We start from the raw sequence: 15,940 nt of genomic DNA on the forward strand, positions 1-15,940 counted from the left end.
TCAGATCGTTGCCGGGCTGAGTGCCTGCCCGGCCTGCGCCCCCGGCGTCTGCTGGAACGCCTGCGTCGGGGTAAAGCTGACGGCGGCAAGTTCGTCGTCCGGGCACCCCAGGAAGGCATGGGCGAGCGCGGCCTCGTGGCCGATCAGGCTGATCTCCTCGCCAAGCGCCTCGCGGTAGGCGGCCACGCGCGCGCAATCGCCAGGCTGCAGCGGCGTTTCGCGCGCGTCAAAACCCTTGAGTTGCAGCGTGCGGTGCGTGCTCGGTTCGCTGAAGACCACGGCGATCGACTGGTTGGCGGCGATGTCGGCCAACACCTGCAGCGACTGCGGGCGGCACAGGAACACGGTCACGCAGGCGTCGTCATCATCGATGCGATAGCCGACCGCGCGCATCAGGTGCGGTATCCGTGCGGCGTCGCGCGTTGCGGCGATCACCGATACGCGGCGATCGAGCACGGCGGCCTGGCCGTCCGCACGCAACGCGGCAAGCGCCGACGGTGGCGAAGCTGACATTGGCGTGGGTAGGGATGGCCGGCGCGCAGGCATAGTCCCCAGTGTAGGAGACGCCGGTACCAGTTAAAACGCCCCGCCAGGGCGGGGCGCAATGGCGCTGTGTGCGCTGGCGCGCGTCAGGCAGTCTTGCGCCGGCCGCCAAGGTCTGGCAGGAACACCGCCAGCAGGCCCAGCAGCGGCAGGTACGCGCACAGCCGGTAGACGGCCTGGATGCCGTGCGTGTCGGCCAGCCCGCCCAGCACCGCGGCGCCGATGCCGCCCATGCCGAAGGCGAGCCCGAAGAACAGGCCCGAGACCATGCCCACCTTGCCAGGAATCAGCTCTTGCGCGAACACCAGGATTGCCGAGAAGGCCGACGCCAGGATAAAGCCGATGACGAAGGTCAGCACGCCGGTCCAGAACAGGCCGACGTGCGGCAGCACCAGCGTGAACGGCGCCACGCCGAGGATCGAGGCCCAGATCACGCGCTTGCGGCCGATGCGGTCGCCGATCGGGCCGCCCAGGATGGTGCCCGCCGCCACCGCAAACAGGAATACGAACAGGTAGACCTGCGCGCTCTGGCGCGCCAGGCCGAACTTCTCCATCAGGTAGAAGGTGTAGTAGGTGGTGAGGCTCGCCATGTAGAAGTACTTGGAGAACACCAGCACCAGCAGGACCACCATGGACCGCACCACCACGCGCGTCGGCACCGGGCTGGCCGTGGCACCGGCCGCCTTGCCCTTGCGCGCGCGGTGCGCGAGCTGCTGCGCATACCAGCCGCCGATCTTCCACAGCACCGCGATGGCCAGCAGCGCCGCCAGCGAGAACCACGCCACGCTGGCCTGCTTGTGGACGATGCCCGCCGCCAATAGCGGCCCCATGGCGCTGCCGCCGTTGCCGCCGACCTGGAAGATCGACTGCGCCAGCCCGTGCTGGCCGCCCGACGCCATGCGCGCCACGCGCGACGACTCCGGGTGGAAGATCGACGAACCGGTGCCCACCAGCGCCGCGGCCACCAGCAGCACGCCGTAGGTCGGCGCGACAGACAACAACAGCAGCCCGGCCAGCGTAAAGCCCATGCCAATGGCCAGCGAATGCGGCTTGGGATGCTTGTCGGTGTAAAGGCCGACCACCGGCTGCAGCAGCGATGCCGTGACCTGGTAGGTCATGGTCAGCAGGCCGATCTGCACGAAGCTCAGGTTGAAGCCGCCCTTCAGCATCGGATAGATCGCCAGGATCAACGACTGGATCATGTCGTTGAGGAAGTGGGCGAAGCTGATCGCGGACAGGACGCGAAAGCCCGTGCGTTCGGCGGATGGCTCGGGATGGACACCGGCAGCGGCGGCCTTGGAGTCGATGGTTGTGCTCATTGGCGGTTTCGACAGGACGGATGACGAACCGCTGGGGGCGCTCGTCGGGACAGTAAGAAACGCGATGCTATCTGGCCCTCGACCGCCTGTCCTGCGAGAATGGGTCCATAACCTTGGAGAAAAGGACATGTCACCGTTACGTGTGTGGAAGCCGGCACCGGCGGCAACCCAGGCCCTGGGAGACACGTACACCAATCCGCCGCGATACGTGCACTTTGATCGCAGTCCCATGCCGGTCACGGCGATGGCGGCGGATTACCAGCCTGGCGACGTCACATCCCGGCATCAGCACCCGCACGCGCAGCTGATCCACGCGGTCCACGGCGTGATGGTCGTCTCGACCGACGAGGGCCAGTGGATCGTGCCGCCCACGCGCGGCATGTGGATGCCCGGCGGCACGCAGCACTGGATCCGCATGGTGGGGCAGGTACGGATGCGCACCGCCTATATCCGTCCCGACGCGGCGCCGGACCTGCCGCGGCGCTGCACCGTGCTTGGCATCTCGCCGCTGCTGCGCGAACTGATCCTGGCCGCGATCGACGTGCCGCTGCCCTACTCCGCCGATTCGCGCGACGGGCGGCTGATGCGCCTGCTGCTCGACGAGGTGGTGCTGGTGCCGACGCTGCCGCTGCACCTGCCGCATCCGGCCGATGCCGGACTGCGCCAGATCTGCGATGCCATCATCGCCGCGCCCGATACCTCATTGACGCTGGCCGGCTGGGGCGAACGGCTCGGGGTCGATCCGAAGACCATCCAGCGCCGCTTCGCACGGGAAACCGGGATGACGTTCGGGCAGTGGCGGCAGCAGGCGCGGTTGCTGGCGGCGCTGGAGCGACTGGCCGCGGGCAGCAAGGTGGTGGATGTGGCGCTCGATCTCGGCTACGAGAGCCCGAGCGCGTTTGCGACGATGTTCAAGCGGCAGTTCGGCGTACCGCCAAGCGCGTTTTTTCGATGAACCCGATTACCGGGACAGGTAACGCTCCACAAGCCTCGTCCAGTACGCCGCGCCAACCGTCAGGTTTTCGTCGTTGAAGTCGTAGCCCGGGTTGTGCAGCAAGGGCTGGTTGGCGCCATTGCCCAGGCGCACGAAGCATCCGGGCCGCTGCTGCAGGTAGTAGGCGAAGTCCTCGCTGCCGGTAATGCGCGCGGCCTGCGTGACCACCTTCTCGGCGCCGACCAGTTCCTCGGCGATCTGCCGCGCGAATTCGGTTTCCCGTTCGCTGTTGATCAGCACCGGGTAGCCGTGTACATAGTTCACCTCCGCCACGGCGCCGTAGCCGTCGGCCTGCGCGATCGCGAGCTGGCGGATGCGAGCCTCCAGCGAGGCCCGTACTTCCGGGCTGAACGAACGCACGCTGATTTCCATGCGCGCGCTGTCCGGGATCACATTCGGCGCGTGGCCCGCGTGCAGCGTGCCGATGGTGACCACGGCGGTTTCGTTCGGGTCGACATAGCGCGATACCACCGACTGCAGCGCCATCACCAGGCTGCCCGCCACCAGGATCGGGTCCACTGACTGATGCGGCCGCGCGGCATGGCCCCCCTTGCCGCGGATGGTGATGGTGACCGTGTCGCAGGCCGCCATGAACGGGCCCGAGCGGAACAGGAAATGGCCCTGCTCCACGCCCGGGTGGTTGTGCAGGCCGAAGATGGCGTCGCATGGGAAGCGTTCGAACAGGCCATCGGCCAGCATGCGCTCGGCCCCGCCGCCAGCGCCGATTTCCTCGGCCGGCTGGAAGATCATGTGAACGGTGCCGTTGAAGTTGCGGGTGCGGGCCAGTTGCTTGGCTGCGCCCAGCAGGATGGCGGTGTGGCCGTCGTGGCCGCACGCATGCATGCGGCCCTCGTTCGCGCTCGCATATGGCAGGCCGGTGCGCTCGTGGATAGGCAGCGCGTCCATGTCCGCGCGGATACCGATGCTGCGTCCCCCGGTGCCCGACTTCAGCGTGCCCACCAGGCCCGTGCCGCCGACACCACGCGTCACCGCGTAGCCCCAGCTCTCCAGGAGACTGGCGACGAGCCCGGAGGTACGGACTTCGTCAAAAGCGAGTTCGGGGTTCTGGTGGATGTTGCGCCGGATGGCTTCGAGTTCGGCGCGGCTGTCCAGGGTGTCGGCCAGCGCGCAGAAGCGGCGCTTCAGGGTGGTACCAAGGTAAGTCTCGATCTCGGGGGCGTGCTCGGACATGGCTTGATTTTCTGGCGAAGACTGTGGACGGTCAGATGCGCCGTCCTTATAACCAGTATTTCACTTAGAAATCGCAACGCAACCGTCATGCCGGGGATTTCATGTAAATCCCTGTAATCGGGCCCTTTTCGACACCGGGACTGTTGCTCGCGCGGCACGCTTTGTATGGAAACCCGACGCTTTGTATGAAAGGGTTTCTGCCGGGAACCTTGAGGAGGTCTACGCCGCGCCTCTTGCGTGCTCCCTCTCCCGCTTGCGGGAGAGGGGTTGGTGGGGAAGGCTGGCGCAGGGTCAAGCGTGGTGCCTTAACCACCCCTCTCCCCATGAGAGGAGAGGGAACACAATCGGCACATCACTCGTACGCCACCACCTTTTGCCCCTGCACGCCCAGCCCTTCAATGCCCAGCCGCATCGTGTCGCCCGCCTTCAGGAAACGCGGCGGCTTGAAGCCCATGCCCACGCCCGGCGGCGTGCCCGTGGCGATCAGGTCGCCGGGTTGCAGCGTCATGAAGCGGCTGACGTAGCTGACCACCGTGGCCACGTCAAAGACCATGGTCGCCGTGCTGCCTTTCTGCACACGTTCGCCATTGACCTCCAGCCACAGGCCCAGCGCCTGCGGATCGGGCACTTCGTCGCGCGTGACCAGCCACGGGCCGACCGGGCAGAACGTGTCGCAGCCCTTGCCCTTGTCCCACGTGCCGCCGCGCTCGATCTGGAATTCGCGCTCAGAGACGTCGTTCACCACGCAGTAACCGGCCACATGGCTCAGCGCGTCTTCACGCGAGACATTGCGTGCGGTGCTGCCGATCACCACGCCCAGCTCCACCTCCCAGTCGGACTTCACCGATCCGTAAGGCAGCATCACATCGTCATCGGGGCCGTTGAGCGAGCTGTTGGCCTTGAGGAAGACGATCGGTTCCGCCGGGATCGGCATGCCTGCTTCGGCCGCATGGTCCGCATAGTTCAGGCCGATCGCGATGATCTTGCCGATGCCGGTCCAGGGCACGCCAAAGCGCGTGCCCTCCACGACCGGCAGCGTGGCCGCATCGACCTGAGCCAGTCGTGCGAGCGCATCCGGCGACAGCTGCGAGGCGGTGATGTCCCCTACCACGCCGGACAGGTCGCGCACCTTGCCCTGCGCATCGATCAGGCCCGGGCGCTCGGCGCCGGGCTGGCCAGTTCTCACCAGTTTCATTGTTTTCCCTTGGATGGATTGTTCTGCCGGTCGGCTACCCCCGCGAGCGAGCGCGCGACGACGGTCATCACTTCGTTGGCGGTGTTCTCGGAATGCCGGCGCAGCACTTGAGCCAGGCGCGGCCGGCCCGGCTCTCGCAGCGCCGCCATGATTTCCTCATGTTCCTCATGCGACTCCTGCCAGCGCAGCATATCCGCGTTGGCGGCGCCGCGGGCGCGGTGCACCTTGCTCATCAGCGCGGCATAGACCGCCGCCAGCACCGGGTTGGCGGCACCGTCGATGATGAGCTGGTGGATTTCCTGGTTGATACGGAAATAGTCGGTGCGCCGCCCCGCCTCGTGCGCGTCGATCATGGCCTGGTGGCGGCGCTCCAGCCTGGCCTGCGCGGCATCGTCCAGGCGCTGAGCGGCCAGCTCGCCAGCGGTCGCCTCCAGGCCGTGCAGCGTTTCGAAAGTCGAACGCAGTTCGTCAAGATCCAGCGGCGCGACGCGGTAGCCAATGTACTGCCGGTGCAGCACCAGACCTTCGGCCACCAGCACCTTGAGGGCCTCGCGCAGCGGCGTCTTCGAGACATCGAACGCCTCGCAGAAGGCCCGCTCGTCGATGCGCTCGCCGGGCGGAAGTTCGCCCTCTTCGATCATCGTGCGCAGGCGCGCCGCGATTTCGGCGGACATGCCCAAAGTGCGCAGACGGGCAGTTTTCGGAAGCGTTTGTGTCACGGACGTCACCAGCATGGGGAAATTTGCACCAACCGAAGGCTATCACACCCACAATTGTGCAATTGCATCTACACAAAATCAATGACTTACGTGAGTTGTAATTACAGATTACGTATCCTATACTCCGATCCAGTTGCGCGACACAGACTACAAACGCCTCAATTGAAGGACCTGGAGTAAGGAGACACCCCCGTCATGCAAACGACAAGCCAAGCCGGCACCCTCACGGCCACGCGCAGCAGCGTGCGCTGGAAAATCTTCCTGATGATGCTGATGCTCGTCGCGATCAACTACATCGACCGCGCGTCGCTGTCGGTCGCCATGCCGCTGATCGCCAAGGAGTTCGACCTCAGCCCCGCCATGCAGGGGCTGATCCTCAGTTCCTTCTTCTGGACCTATGCATTCATGCAGATCCCGGGCGGGATGCTGGCCGACAAGTACAAGCCGCGCATCGTGATTGCCTGCGCCACCGTGTTCTGGGGTTTCTTCCAGGCCATCGCGGCGGTCTGTACCAACGCCACCGCGCTGCTGCTGACCCGACTCGGGCTGGGCGCCTCAGAAGCGCCGATCTATCCGGCCGGCGGCAAACTCAATGCCATCTGGATGACGCAGAACGAACGCGGCCGCGGTGCCACGCTGCTGGACGGCGGCGCGCCGCTGGGCGCGGCGCTCGGCTCGCTCATCATCGCCGGACTCATCAGCGAACTCGGCTCGTGGCGCATGTCGTTCGTGGTCGCCGGCGTCGGCACCGTGCTGGCCGGCTTCGTGGCCTGGTGGTACATCCGCAATTCCCCGCGCGAACACAGCGGCGTCAATGAACTCGAAGCACGTCACATCGAGGAAGCCCACGCACGCGAACACAGCACCGAGCCGACCAACCTGTCCGGCCGTTCGCTCGACTTCTTCAAGTACCGCTCGGTGTGGTGCATGGCCATCAGCTGGATGTGCTTCAACGCCGTGTTCTACGGCCTGCTGACCTGGATGCCGACCTACCTGAGCAAGGCACGCGGCTTTGACCTGAAGACGATGGGCGGCGCGAGCTTCCTTATCTTCATGAGCGGCTTCGTGGGCGAACTCGTCGGTGGCTGGATCGCCGACAAGTGGAAGGAAGCCGGCGGCCGCCCCAACGTGGTGATGCGCACGCTGTTCGGTATCGCGGCCGTGGTCGCCACCGTGTCGATCTTCTCGGTGGCCTATGTCGCCAATGCGGTGGCCGTGGTGGCGCTGCTCTCCTCCACCATGTTCTTCCTGCGCTGGTGCGGCCTGTTCTGGTCCGTGCCGTCGATGCTGGGCACGCGCAACAAGATTGGCTTCCTGGGCGGCCTGATGAACCTGGGCGGCAATATCGCCGGCATCAGCGTGCCGATCATCGTCGGCCTGATCGTGCAGGCCACGGGCTCCTACTTCCTGGCACTGATGTTCTTCGCGGCGGCCGGCGTGGGCCTGCTGCTGGCCTCCACCTCGATTGACTACGAGACGAAGATTCCGGTCTGACCCGCACCGGTCCCTAAGAAAGCCATATCCGCACCCGTCGCGCAGGCGTCCGTCCAACGGACGGCGCGGCGAGGAGGAGGAGACATATCATGACTCGCATCCCCCGCATGCTGGCCGCCGCCGTGCTTGCCGTCGGCGCCCTGCAGGTCCACGCCGCCCCGGCGGCACCCGCCCGTGCAAGCGCCGATGGCATTCCGGCCGCGCAACCCGAGGCTGTCGGCGTCGACTCGGCGAAGCTCGTGGCCTTGTCCGAATGGATCCGCCGCGACAAGCTCGACGTGCGCAGCCTGCTCGTCATCAAGGACGGCAAGCTCGTGTTCGAGCGCTACGGCGACGGCCTCTCGCGCGACTACAACCATGAGTTGTATTCCGTCACCAAATTCATCAGCGCCCTGCTGGTAGGCACGCTGGTCGGAGACGGCAAGCTCAACGCCGAGGACGCGCCGGCCGCACGCCTTGCCGCCGCGCGCCCCGACCTTGCGCCGGCGCTTGCCAACAAGCAGGCGATCCAGCTGCGCCACCTGATGTCGATGTCGAGCGGGCTGTCGTACAAGCTCGTCGAAGGCACTGACACGCTCTACTACGGCGTGCCCGACCGGCTCAAGGTCGCGGCCTCCGCCAGCGTACGCGTCGCGCCCGGCACCGAGTTCGACTACATCGACGTCAATCCCGTGCTGGTCGGCGCCACCATCAGCCAGGTCACCGGACTGCCCGAGCAGCAATATGCCGAGCAACGCCTGTTCAAGCCGCTCGGCATGCAGCACTACCGCTGGGACGGTGCCGATGGCAAGGGCGCGGTCTCCGGCGGCTGGGGCCTGCGCCTGCGCTCCATCGACATGGCGAGGCTCGGCCTGCTGATGCTGAACCAGGGCCGCTGGAACGGCCAGCAGGTCGTGCCGGCATCCTGGGTCGCACGCATGACCACGCCGTCCGGACCGGCGCCAGACTATGGCTTCTACTGCTGGGTCAACAACATCGTGAAGAGCGAGCGCGAATTCAGCGCCATGGGCTACAAGGGCCAGTTCATCACCGTGCTGCCGAAGCAGAACGCGGTCATCGTGATGAACAGCATCATGTCCACGCAAGGCGGCCTGCGCGACGCAGCCTACCTCGACCTGTACCGCCGCATGGTGAACGACTACGTGCTGCCCGCGCTGCAGGCCGGCAACGCCGTGCACCCGGATGCCGCGCGACAGGCAGCGCTGCGCAAGGAGCTCGAATTGGCACGCACCAGCCCGCGCGTGCCCGGCACCGCCCTCGCCTTCAACGACAAGCCCGAACAGTAAGCCCAAAAATAAACAACGGAGCGCCGCGCACGACGGCGCCCGCACCATTCCTGAGAACTACTGCAATGACCAAGCAAATCCGCCTCGGCATGCTGACGCCGTCCTCCAACACCGCGCTCGAACCGATCACCAGCGCGATGGTCAGCGGCCTGCCAAACGTAAGCGCGCATTTCTCTCGCTTCACCGTCACCGAGATCTCGCTGCGCGACCAGGCGCTGGGCCAGTTCGACCTCGAGAAGATCCTGGGCGCCGCGCGCCTGCTGGCCGATGCGCGCGTCGACGTGATCGCGTGGAATGGCACGTCGTCGGGCTGGCTCGGCTTCGACAAGGACGAGGCACTGTGCAAGCAGATCACCGAAGCCACGGGCATTCCCGCCACCACGTCGGTGCTGGCGCTCAACGAGATCCTGGAAAAGACCGGTGCGCGCCGCTTCGGGCTGGCCACGCCGTACCTCGACGACGTTCAGCAACGCATCGTCGCCAACTACCAGCGCAGCGGCTTCGATTGCTCGGCCGAGCGCCATCTGGACCTGCACGTGAACTACAGCTTCGCCGAGGTCGAAGAGGACACTATCCGCACCATGGTGCGCGAACTCGCCAAGGACGCGCCGCAGGCCATCACCACGTTCTGCACCAACCTGCGCGCGGCGCACCTGGTGGAAGCGCTGGAAGCCGAGACCGGCATTCCCGTGTACGACACCATCTCCACCGTGGTGTGGAAGTCGCTGCGCCTGGCCGGCGTGGATACGCGCGCGCTGACCGGCTGGGGCCAGCTGTTCCGCGAAGTCCAGTAAGGCAGCGAGTCAACGAACCGGAGTGATGACCATGCCCGCAGACAACAACCTCGACCTCGTGATCCGCAATGCCGACGTGGTCACCGCTTCCGACCGCTTCCAGTGCGATATCGGCGTGCGCGACGGCCGCATCGTCGCGCTCGGCCAGGGCCTGCCGCAAGGCAACCGCGAAATCGACGCCACCGGCCTGCTCGCGCTGCCCGGCGGCGTCGACGGCCACTGCCACCTGGACCAGCCCATGCCCGACGGCATGCGCATGGCCGATGACTTCTTCACCGGCACGCGCGCGGCCGTGTGCGGCGGCACCACCACGGTGATCCCGTTCGCCGCGCAGGAAAAGGGCCATTCGCTCAAGGCAGCCGTCGCCGATTACCACAGCCGCGCCGAAGGCCGCGCCGTGATCGACTACGCGTTCCACCTGATCGTGGCCGACCCGACGCCCGCCGTGCTGCAGGACGAGCTGCCCGCGCTGATCCGCCAGGGCTACACCTCGTTCAAGGTCTACATGACCTATGACGACCTGAAGCTGTCGGACCGCGAAATGCTGGAGGTGCTCGACGTCGCGCGCGAACACAAGGCGCTCGTGATGGTCCATGCCGAGAACTCTGATTGCATCTCGTGGCTGACCGACAAGCTCACCGGCGAAGGCCGCATCGCGCCCCGCTTCCACGGCCTGGCGCGTCCGGCGCCGGTCGAGCGCGAGGCCACGCATCGCGCCATCACGTTCGCCGAACTGGTCGATGTGCCGATCCTGATCGTGCATGTGTCGGGCAAGGAAGCGATCGAGCAAATCCGCTGGGCGCAGGGCCGTGGACTGAAGATCCTGGCCGAGACCTGCCCGCAGTACCTGTACCTCACCGCCGACGACATGGGCCTGCCCGGCGATGACGGCTATGAAGGCGCCAAGTGCGTCTGCAGCCCACCGCCGCGCGATCCGGAGAACCAGGCCGCCGTGTGGCGCGCGCTGGTCAACGGCGTATTCAGCGTGTTCTCGTCGGACCATGCGCCGTTCAATTACGACGATCCGGAAGGCAAGAAGCTGGGCGGCAGCACCGAGCATGCGTTCGACCACATTCCCAATGGCGTGCCGGGTATTGAAACGCGCCTGCCGCTGCTGTTCGACGGCGTGGCGCGCGGCAAGCTGTCGCTGCACCAGTTCGTCGAGCTGACTTCGTACCGTCCGGCCAAGATCTATGGCCTGTATCCGCGCAAGGGCACCATCGCGGTCGGCGCCGATGCGGACATCGTGCTGTGGGATCCCGCGCGCAAGGTGCGCATCACCAACGACGCGCTGCATCACGCGGTCGACTACACGCCGTATGAAGGCATCGAAGTGACGGGCTGGCCCGTGACCGCTTTCTCGCGCGGCGACATGCTGGTGCGCAACGGCGAGTACCTGGAGCCCGCGGCCGGACGCGGCAGGTTCCTGGAAGCCGGGCAACCCGAGGTCTGAACCGAACACATCGCGGAATCCATCGCAAACCCATCATGAATCTCCTGATCGTCAACCCCAACATCAGCGAGTCGGTCACCGACCTGATCCACGCGGAAGCGCTGCGCACTGCCGCGCCCGAGACGAACATCACCATGGCCACTGCGCAGTTCGGCGTGGCCTATATCGAAACGCGCTTTGAAGCGCTGGTGGGCGGCTACGCGACCGCGTGCGCCGCCGCCGAGCATGCCGGCAAGTTCGACGGCCTGGTCGTCGCCGCCTTCGGCGACCCGGGCCTGGCCGGACTCAAGGAGCTGTTCGACGTGCCCGTGGTCGGCATGACCGAGGCCGCACTGGCCAGCGCCTGCCTGCTGGGCCAACGCTTCTCGATCATCGCGATTTCGCATCGCATCGAGGCGTGGTATCGCGAATGCGTGGCAAGCAACGGGCTCTCGTCGCGGCTCGCAAGCATTCGTTCGCTGCAGGAACCGCTGCGCGATATCGGCAGTGTGCAGGAAGACCATGCCGCGCGGCTGGAAGAACTCAGCCTGCAGGCCGTGCGCGAAGATGGCGCTGACGTCATCATCGTCGCCGGCGCGCCGCTCGCTGGCTTGGCGCGTTCGCTCAAGGGCCGCATTCCAGTGCCGGTCGTCGATGGCGTCAGCAGCGCCGTGCGCCATTGCGAATCGCTGGTCGCGCTGCAGGCCGGCACCACGCGCGAAGGCAGCTTCGCGCGGCCGCCGCGCAAGCCCAATGCCGGCCTGCCGGCAGCGCTCTCGCAATTGCTCGCCTGAGCGCACCCGGTGCGAATGCGCAGGGGCACGCCCCTGCGCATTGCCTGCCACCCGTGCAAGTCCTAGACTGCGTGCACGGCCACTGCATCACGCCGTGGCCCAACGCGACATAGGACACCCTGATGAAGCTCTACTATTCCCCCGGCGCCTGCTCGATGGCGGTCCACATCGCCCTGCGTGAAGCGGGACTGCCGGTCACGCTCGCCAGGGTCGACCTGGTCCACCACAAGCTGGTGGAAGCCGAGAACGGCAGCGACGATTTCTACGCGATCCATCCCCGCGGCTACGTGCCCCTGTTGCAGCTCGACGACGGCTCGCGCCACAGCGAAGTGGCCGCGCTGCTGCAGTACGTCGCCGATCTGGTGCCCGAAAGCAGGCTGCTGCCGGCTGCAGGCACGCGAGAACGGCTGGAAGCCATCAGTTGGCTCACGCTGGTCTCCACGGAATTGCACAAGGTGTTCAGCCCGTGGCTGTGGCACAAGGAAACCGCCGACAGCACCGCGCAGGTGTGCAAGGCCAGGCTGCAGCTGCGCTTCGCCGAACTCGACCGCCACCTGCAATCCAGCGAGTACCTGACCGGCAGCACCTTTACCGTGGCCGATGCCTACTGCTTCACGATTCTGGGCTGGGCACGCATGCTGATGATGCCGCTGACGGCATACCCATCGCTGCAGCAATACCTCGCGCGCGTCGCCGCGCGCCCCGCCGTGCAGGAAGCCATGCGCGCGGAAGGCCTGCTCCGCGGCTGATCAGTCCATCGTGGCGCGCGCTGGCGGCACGCGATAGTGATTGGAGGTAAGCAGGTCCAGCCCGCACTGCAGGTTCTCGACCCAGTCGATGAAGCGCGCCACCATGGCCTTGCCGCGAAACGACGGCCCGTGCTGCGGCACGATCCATTCGATATCGAGCGTGCGCGCCATGGCCGCCCATAGCCGGCAGGCGCGGTTGCCGCTCATGTAGCGCTGGTGGAACGGCAGCATGCGCGGCGCGTGGGCATCGAAATCCGTGACGGTGGTGCCGGCCTCGCCGGCACTCGTCATGGCCGCGCCCAGGTCTCCCGAGAACAGGATCTTGCTGACCGGATCGTAGAACTGGAAATTGCCCTCGGAATGCAGGAAGTGCGCCGGCAGGGCAATCAGCGAACTCCGGCCCAGCGGGATATGCGCGCCGGCATCGGGGATGGTCACGATGCGGCCAGCGGTCTTGCCAGCCTGGCAGAAATGCGGAAGGAAGCGCGCCCAGACCCGGGAAATCAGCACCTTGCAGTCCGACCCGGTCAGCCAGCGGCCGACCGAAGCGACGATATCCGGATCCGCGTGCGAAGCCAGCACGTAATCGAGCTGCTTTGGCGGAAAGTAGCGGCCGATAGCCAGGTACAGCTCGCTGTAGGTCATGTTGCCGCCCGGATCGATCAGCGCGCCGTGGCCGTGGTCCACCACCAGGAACTGGTTGGTCTGCACCACCTCGCCATGCGCCTCTTCGACCAGGTCGGCAAACATCAGGCAGGTGTGTCCGTCTGCGTCGTACAGGGTGATGCCCATCGTCTGGTTCCGCCGTCTGAAAGCGGCGACGTTAATCAGCCGGCGGCGATGGGAGCTTGATGCAGGTCAATTTCTCCAGGCAAAACTGCCCGGCCATGGCCGGGCTGTCGCAGGCGAAAGACAGGTTCGGTCGATTCAGCGCTGGCTGGACAGCAACTGCTCGATCTTCGCCACGAACTGCTTGTCGTCGGGCGTGGTCATGCTGTTGTAGCTGGCCACGACATTGCCCCTGCGGTCGATCAGGTACTTGTAGAAGTTCCATTTCGGCGCGGTACCGGTTTCCTTCGCCAGCATCGCGTACATCGGATTGACATCGCCGCCGCGAACGTGCGACTTGCCGAGCATCGGGAACTTGACGCCGTAGGTGTTGTAGCAAAAATCCGCGATCTCCTTGGACGACCCCGGCTCCTGCGAGAAGTCATTGGACGGGAATCCCAGCACCACCAGCCCGCGGTCGCGATACCTGGAATAGAGCGCTTCGAGCCCTTCGTACTGCGGCGTGAAGCCGCAATAGCTCGCGGTGTTGACTACCAGCACCACCTTGCCGGCGTACTGGCAGAGGTTTTGCGGCGCCTCGTCCTGCAGGCGCGGGAACTGGAAATTGAGCGAGGCCGGGCAGTTGCCGGCCGGCGCAGCGGCCGGGATAGCGGCGGACCTGTCAGCGGCACGCGCCGGGTGCGGCAGGAGCGCGGCACTGGCGGCGGCAAGCGCCAGTGCCGCAGCCAGTGCGGAAGGGTGCAGGAATGCAGCGGCAAGGGCGGTCTGACGGCGGTTCATGCGATGTCTCCTGTCTCTATATGCGGGGGTGTCTCGCTGTATCGGGTACGCCATAGTTTACGCCGTTGGCCGCCTTGCCGCCGGCGACGGCTCAGTCCATGGCCAGCGTGGCGGCGTGTTCAGTGACGCTGCCGCGCAGCTCCAGGTCCGGCATGCAGCGCACGATGCCGAGTGCCAGCAGCGCGGCCACGGCGCCCACGGCGAAGATCAGCTGGAAGCCCGATTCGACGCCCGCGGCAAGCACCTGCCGCACCATCGGCGAGAGCTGCGCGAATGCTTCGCTGCCGTGTCGCAGCGCACCCAGGTCCAGCGCCTGCGTCAGCCCGGCGGCGGCCGTGGCGTGACGAAACTCCAGCGTCAGCAGCGTGCCGGCCAACGCGCCGCCCAGCGCGCTGCCGAGCGAGCGCAGCACCAGCAGGGCGCCGGTGCCGGCGCCGGTGTCGCGGCGCTCCAGCACGTTCTGCACGCTCATCAGCGTACCGACCATGACCATGCCCAGTCCGACGCCGCCCACGGCCATTGCGAGCAGCACCACCGCCAGCGGCACGGCGGACGTGGAGAGCGCCAGCACGGCGAGCCCCAGCATGCCAGCCACGAAACCGGCCGTCAGGATGCCGCGCATGCGGCCCACGCGCGGCGCCAGCCACGCCACGATGAAGTTGCCCGCCACGGTGGCCAGCAGGAACGGCATCACCAGCAGGCCCGACATCGACGCATCGGCGCCGCGCATGAGCTGGAAATGCAGGGGCAGGGCAAAAATACACAGGAAGATATTCAGCGCGGCCAGCGCCGAAGCCGCCACGCCCATCACATAGGCACGGTTGGCGAACAGCCGCGGCGGCAGCATCGGATCGGCGGCGCGGCGCTCCTGCCAGGCCAGCGCGGCGACGGCGCCCACGGTCAGCAAGGCCAGCAGGCCAAGCTGCGGCGACAGCCAGTCGAACACGTCGCCGCCCCAGCTCATCGCCAGCAGGAACGCGACGATGGCCACGGCCAGCAGCAGCGCCCCGAGCCAGTCCACGCGCGCACGGCCGCCGCGCACGGGCAGCATGGCCAGGCCGCGGTAGCACATCACCATCGCCAGCCCGCCCAGCGGCAGGTTGATCCAGAACAGCCAGCGCCACGACAGGTTGTCGGACACCCAGCCGCCCACCAGCGGCCCGGCGATGGAAGCCACCGCCCACACCGTCGCCAGATAACCCTGGTAGCGCCCGCGCTGGCGCGGTGCCACCACGTCGGCAATGGCCGCCTGCGCGAGCGACATCAGTCCGCCGCCGCCGATCCCCTGCAGCGCGCGGAACAGGATCAGCTGCCCCAGCGACTGCGCCATGGCGCACGCGACCGAGGCCAGGATAAACAGCGTGATCGCCACCATCAGCAGCCGGCGCCGTCCGAAGCTGTCGGACAGCTTGCCGTACAGCGGCGTGGCGACGGTCGAGGTAATCAGGTACGCCGTCACGATCCAAGACAGGTGCCCGAAACCGTTCAGGTCATTGGCGATCGCCGGCACGGCCGGGATGACGACGGTCTGGTCCAGCGCCGCCAGCAGGATGCACAGCACGATGCCGCCGATCACGCGCATGATGGCGTGGTGATCAATGGCCGGGGCAAGGGGAATGGAAGCGTTGGCCTGACTGGCCGGGGTAAGCGATGACATGGGCGGACAACAGCAGCGCGCGGCGAGATGGCCGCAGGCGGTCAACAAAGCAGGGGGACTGGCACCGGCCGGAAGTCCAGGCGCGCAGCGTTCAGACGCCGCGGTGGATGGCCGGATTCACGAATTCAGCAAACGCATAATTATATGCGCGACTCGCATATGGCGTGCGGCGCCCGTGCAACAACGAGGCTGAAACGCTCAGGA

At 66.6% G+C, this 15,940-nt stretch carries 15 protein-coding genes; 7 read left to right on the forward strand and 8 right to left on the reverse strand.

Going from position 1 to position 15,940, the window contains the following annotated elements; all coding sequences use genetic code 11:
- Positions 1-513: a hypothetical protein gene (locus tag AC3FKG_RS26165; RefSeq protein ID WP_488744520.1), complete on the reverse strand. Its 513-nt coding sequence runs from the start codon at positions 511-513 to the stop codon at positions 1-3.
- A gap of 116 nt (positions 514-629) precedes the next feature.
- Positions 630-1,862, reverse strand: coding sequence for an MFS transporter (locus tag AC3FKG_RS26170; RefSeq protein WP_483710050.1), 1,233 nt, complete (start codon positions 1,860-1,862; stop codon positions 630-632).
- A gap of 127 nt (positions 1,863-1,989) precedes the next feature.
- On the opposite strand from AC3FKG_RS26170, the gene AC3FKG_RS26175 reads away from it, so the two are divergent.
- Positions 1,990-2,817 carry an AraC family transcriptional regulator gene (locus AC3FKG_RS26175; RefSeq protein WP_483710049.1) on the forward strand — a complete coding sequence of 276 codons (828 nt, stop codon included), beginning with the start codon at positions 1,990-1,992 and terminating at the stop codon, positions 2,815-2,817.
- Between the two features lie 6 nt (positions 2,818-2,823).
- Here the strand turns inward: AC3FKG_RS26175 and AC3FKG_RS26180 are convergent, their stop codons facing one another.
- The 3 genes from AC3FKG_RS26180 to AC3FKG_RS26190 all read right to left on the reverse strand — a co-directional run bounded on the left by AC3FKG_RS26180 (position 2,824) and on the right by AC3FKG_RS26190 (position 5,976).
- Complete coding sequence (locus AC3FKG_RS26180) at positions 2,824-4,047, reverse strand: M20 aminoacylase family protein (RefSeq protein WP_483710048.1); 1,224 nt, start codon at positions 4,045-4,047, stop codon at positions 2,824-2,826.
- 352 nt (positions 4,048-4,399) lie between these two features.
- A complete protein-coding gene (locus AC3FKG_RS26185) occupies positions 4,400-5,242 on the reverse strand; it encodes a fumarylacetoacetate hydrolase family protein (protein ID WP_483710046.1) in 843 nt (280 codons plus the stop codon).
- Positions 5,239-5,976, reverse strand: coding sequence for a GntR family transcriptional regulator (locus AC3FKG_RS26190; protein ID WP_483710044.1), 738 nt, complete (start codon positions 5,974-5,976; stop codon positions 5,239-5,241). The genes AC3FKG_RS26185 and AC3FKG_RS26190 overlap by 4 nt, the downstream gene beginning before the upstream one ends.
- Before the next feature lie 180 nt (positions 5,977-6,156).
- Here AC3FKG_RS26190 and AC3FKG_RS26195 point away from each other — a divergent pair, with 180 nt between their 5' ends.
- From AC3FKG_RS26195 to gstA, 6 genes are all read left to right on the forward strand, one after another.
- Positions 6,157-7,455, forward strand: coding sequence for an MFS transporter (locus AC3FKG_RS26195; RefSeq protein ID WP_483710042.1), 1,299 nt, complete (start codon positions 6,157-6,159; stop codon positions 7,453-7,455).
- Between the two features lie 89 nt (positions 7,456-7,544).
- The gene (locus AC3FKG_RS26200; RefSeq protein ID WP_488744521.1) at positions 7,545-8,741 is read left to right on the forward strand and encodes a serine hydrolase domain-containing protein; all 1,197 of its coding nucleotides are present in this window, start codon (positions 7,545-7,547) and stop codon (positions 8,739-8,741) included.
- A 65-nt stretch (positions 8,742-8,806) separates the two neighbouring features.
- Complete coding sequence (locus AC3FKG_RS26205) at positions 8,807-9,535, forward strand: maleate cis-trans isomerase family protein (protein WP_488744522.1); 729 nt, start codon at positions 8,807-8,809, stop codon at positions 9,533-9,535.
- A 31-nt stretch (positions 9,536-9,566) separates the two neighbouring features.
- The gene (gene hydA, locus AC3FKG_RS26210; protein ID WP_483710036.1) at positions 9,567-10,988 is read left to right on the forward strand and encodes a dihydropyrimidinase; all 1,422 of its coding nucleotides are present in this window, start codon (positions 9,567-9,569) and stop codon (positions 10,986-10,988) included.
- Positions 10,989-11,023: 35 nt separating this feature from the next.
- Positions 11,024-11,761 (forward strand): aspartate/glutamate racemase family protein, encoded by a 738-nt coding sequence (locus tag AC3FKG_RS26215; RefSeq protein ID WP_483710035.1) that lies wholly within the window; start codon positions 11,024-11,026, stop codon positions 11,759-11,761.
- Positions 11,762-11,883: 122 nt separating this feature from the next.
- On the forward strand, positions 11,884-12,510 hold the full coding sequence (gene gstA, locus AC3FKG_RS26220) for a glutathione transferase GstA (RefSeq protein ID WP_488744523.1): 627 nt from the start codon (positions 11,884-11,886) through the stop codon (positions 12,508-12,510).
- Here the strand turns inward: gstA and AC3FKG_RS26225 are convergent, their stop codons facing one another.
- From AC3FKG_RS26225 to AC3FKG_RS26235, 3 genes are all read right to left on the reverse strand, one after another.
- Positions 12,511-13,302 (reverse strand): oxygen-binding di-iron domain-containing protein, encoded by a 792-nt coding sequence (locus tag AC3FKG_RS26225; RefSeq protein ID WP_483710032.1) that lies wholly within the window; start codon positions 13,300-13,302, stop codon positions 12,511-12,513.
- A gap of 135 nt (positions 13,303-13,437) precedes the next feature.
- Positions 13,438-14,079 carry a glutathione peroxidase gene (locus AC3FKG_RS26230; RefSeq protein WP_483710030.1) on the reverse strand — a complete coding sequence of 214 codons (642 nt, stop codon included), beginning with the start codon at positions 14,077-14,079 and terminating at the stop codon, positions 13,438-13,440.
- A 91-nt stretch (positions 14,080-14,170) separates the two neighbouring features.
- On the reverse strand, positions 14,171-15,661 hold the full coding sequence (locus AC3FKG_RS26235; protein ID WP_483711575.1) for an MDR family MFS transporter: 1,491 nt from the start codon (positions 15,659-15,661) through the stop codon (positions 14,171-14,173).
- Positions 15,662-15,940 lie beyond the last annotated feature (279 nt).

It is taken from the genome of Cupriavidus sp. 22TCCZM04-2 (assembly GCF_057798895.1).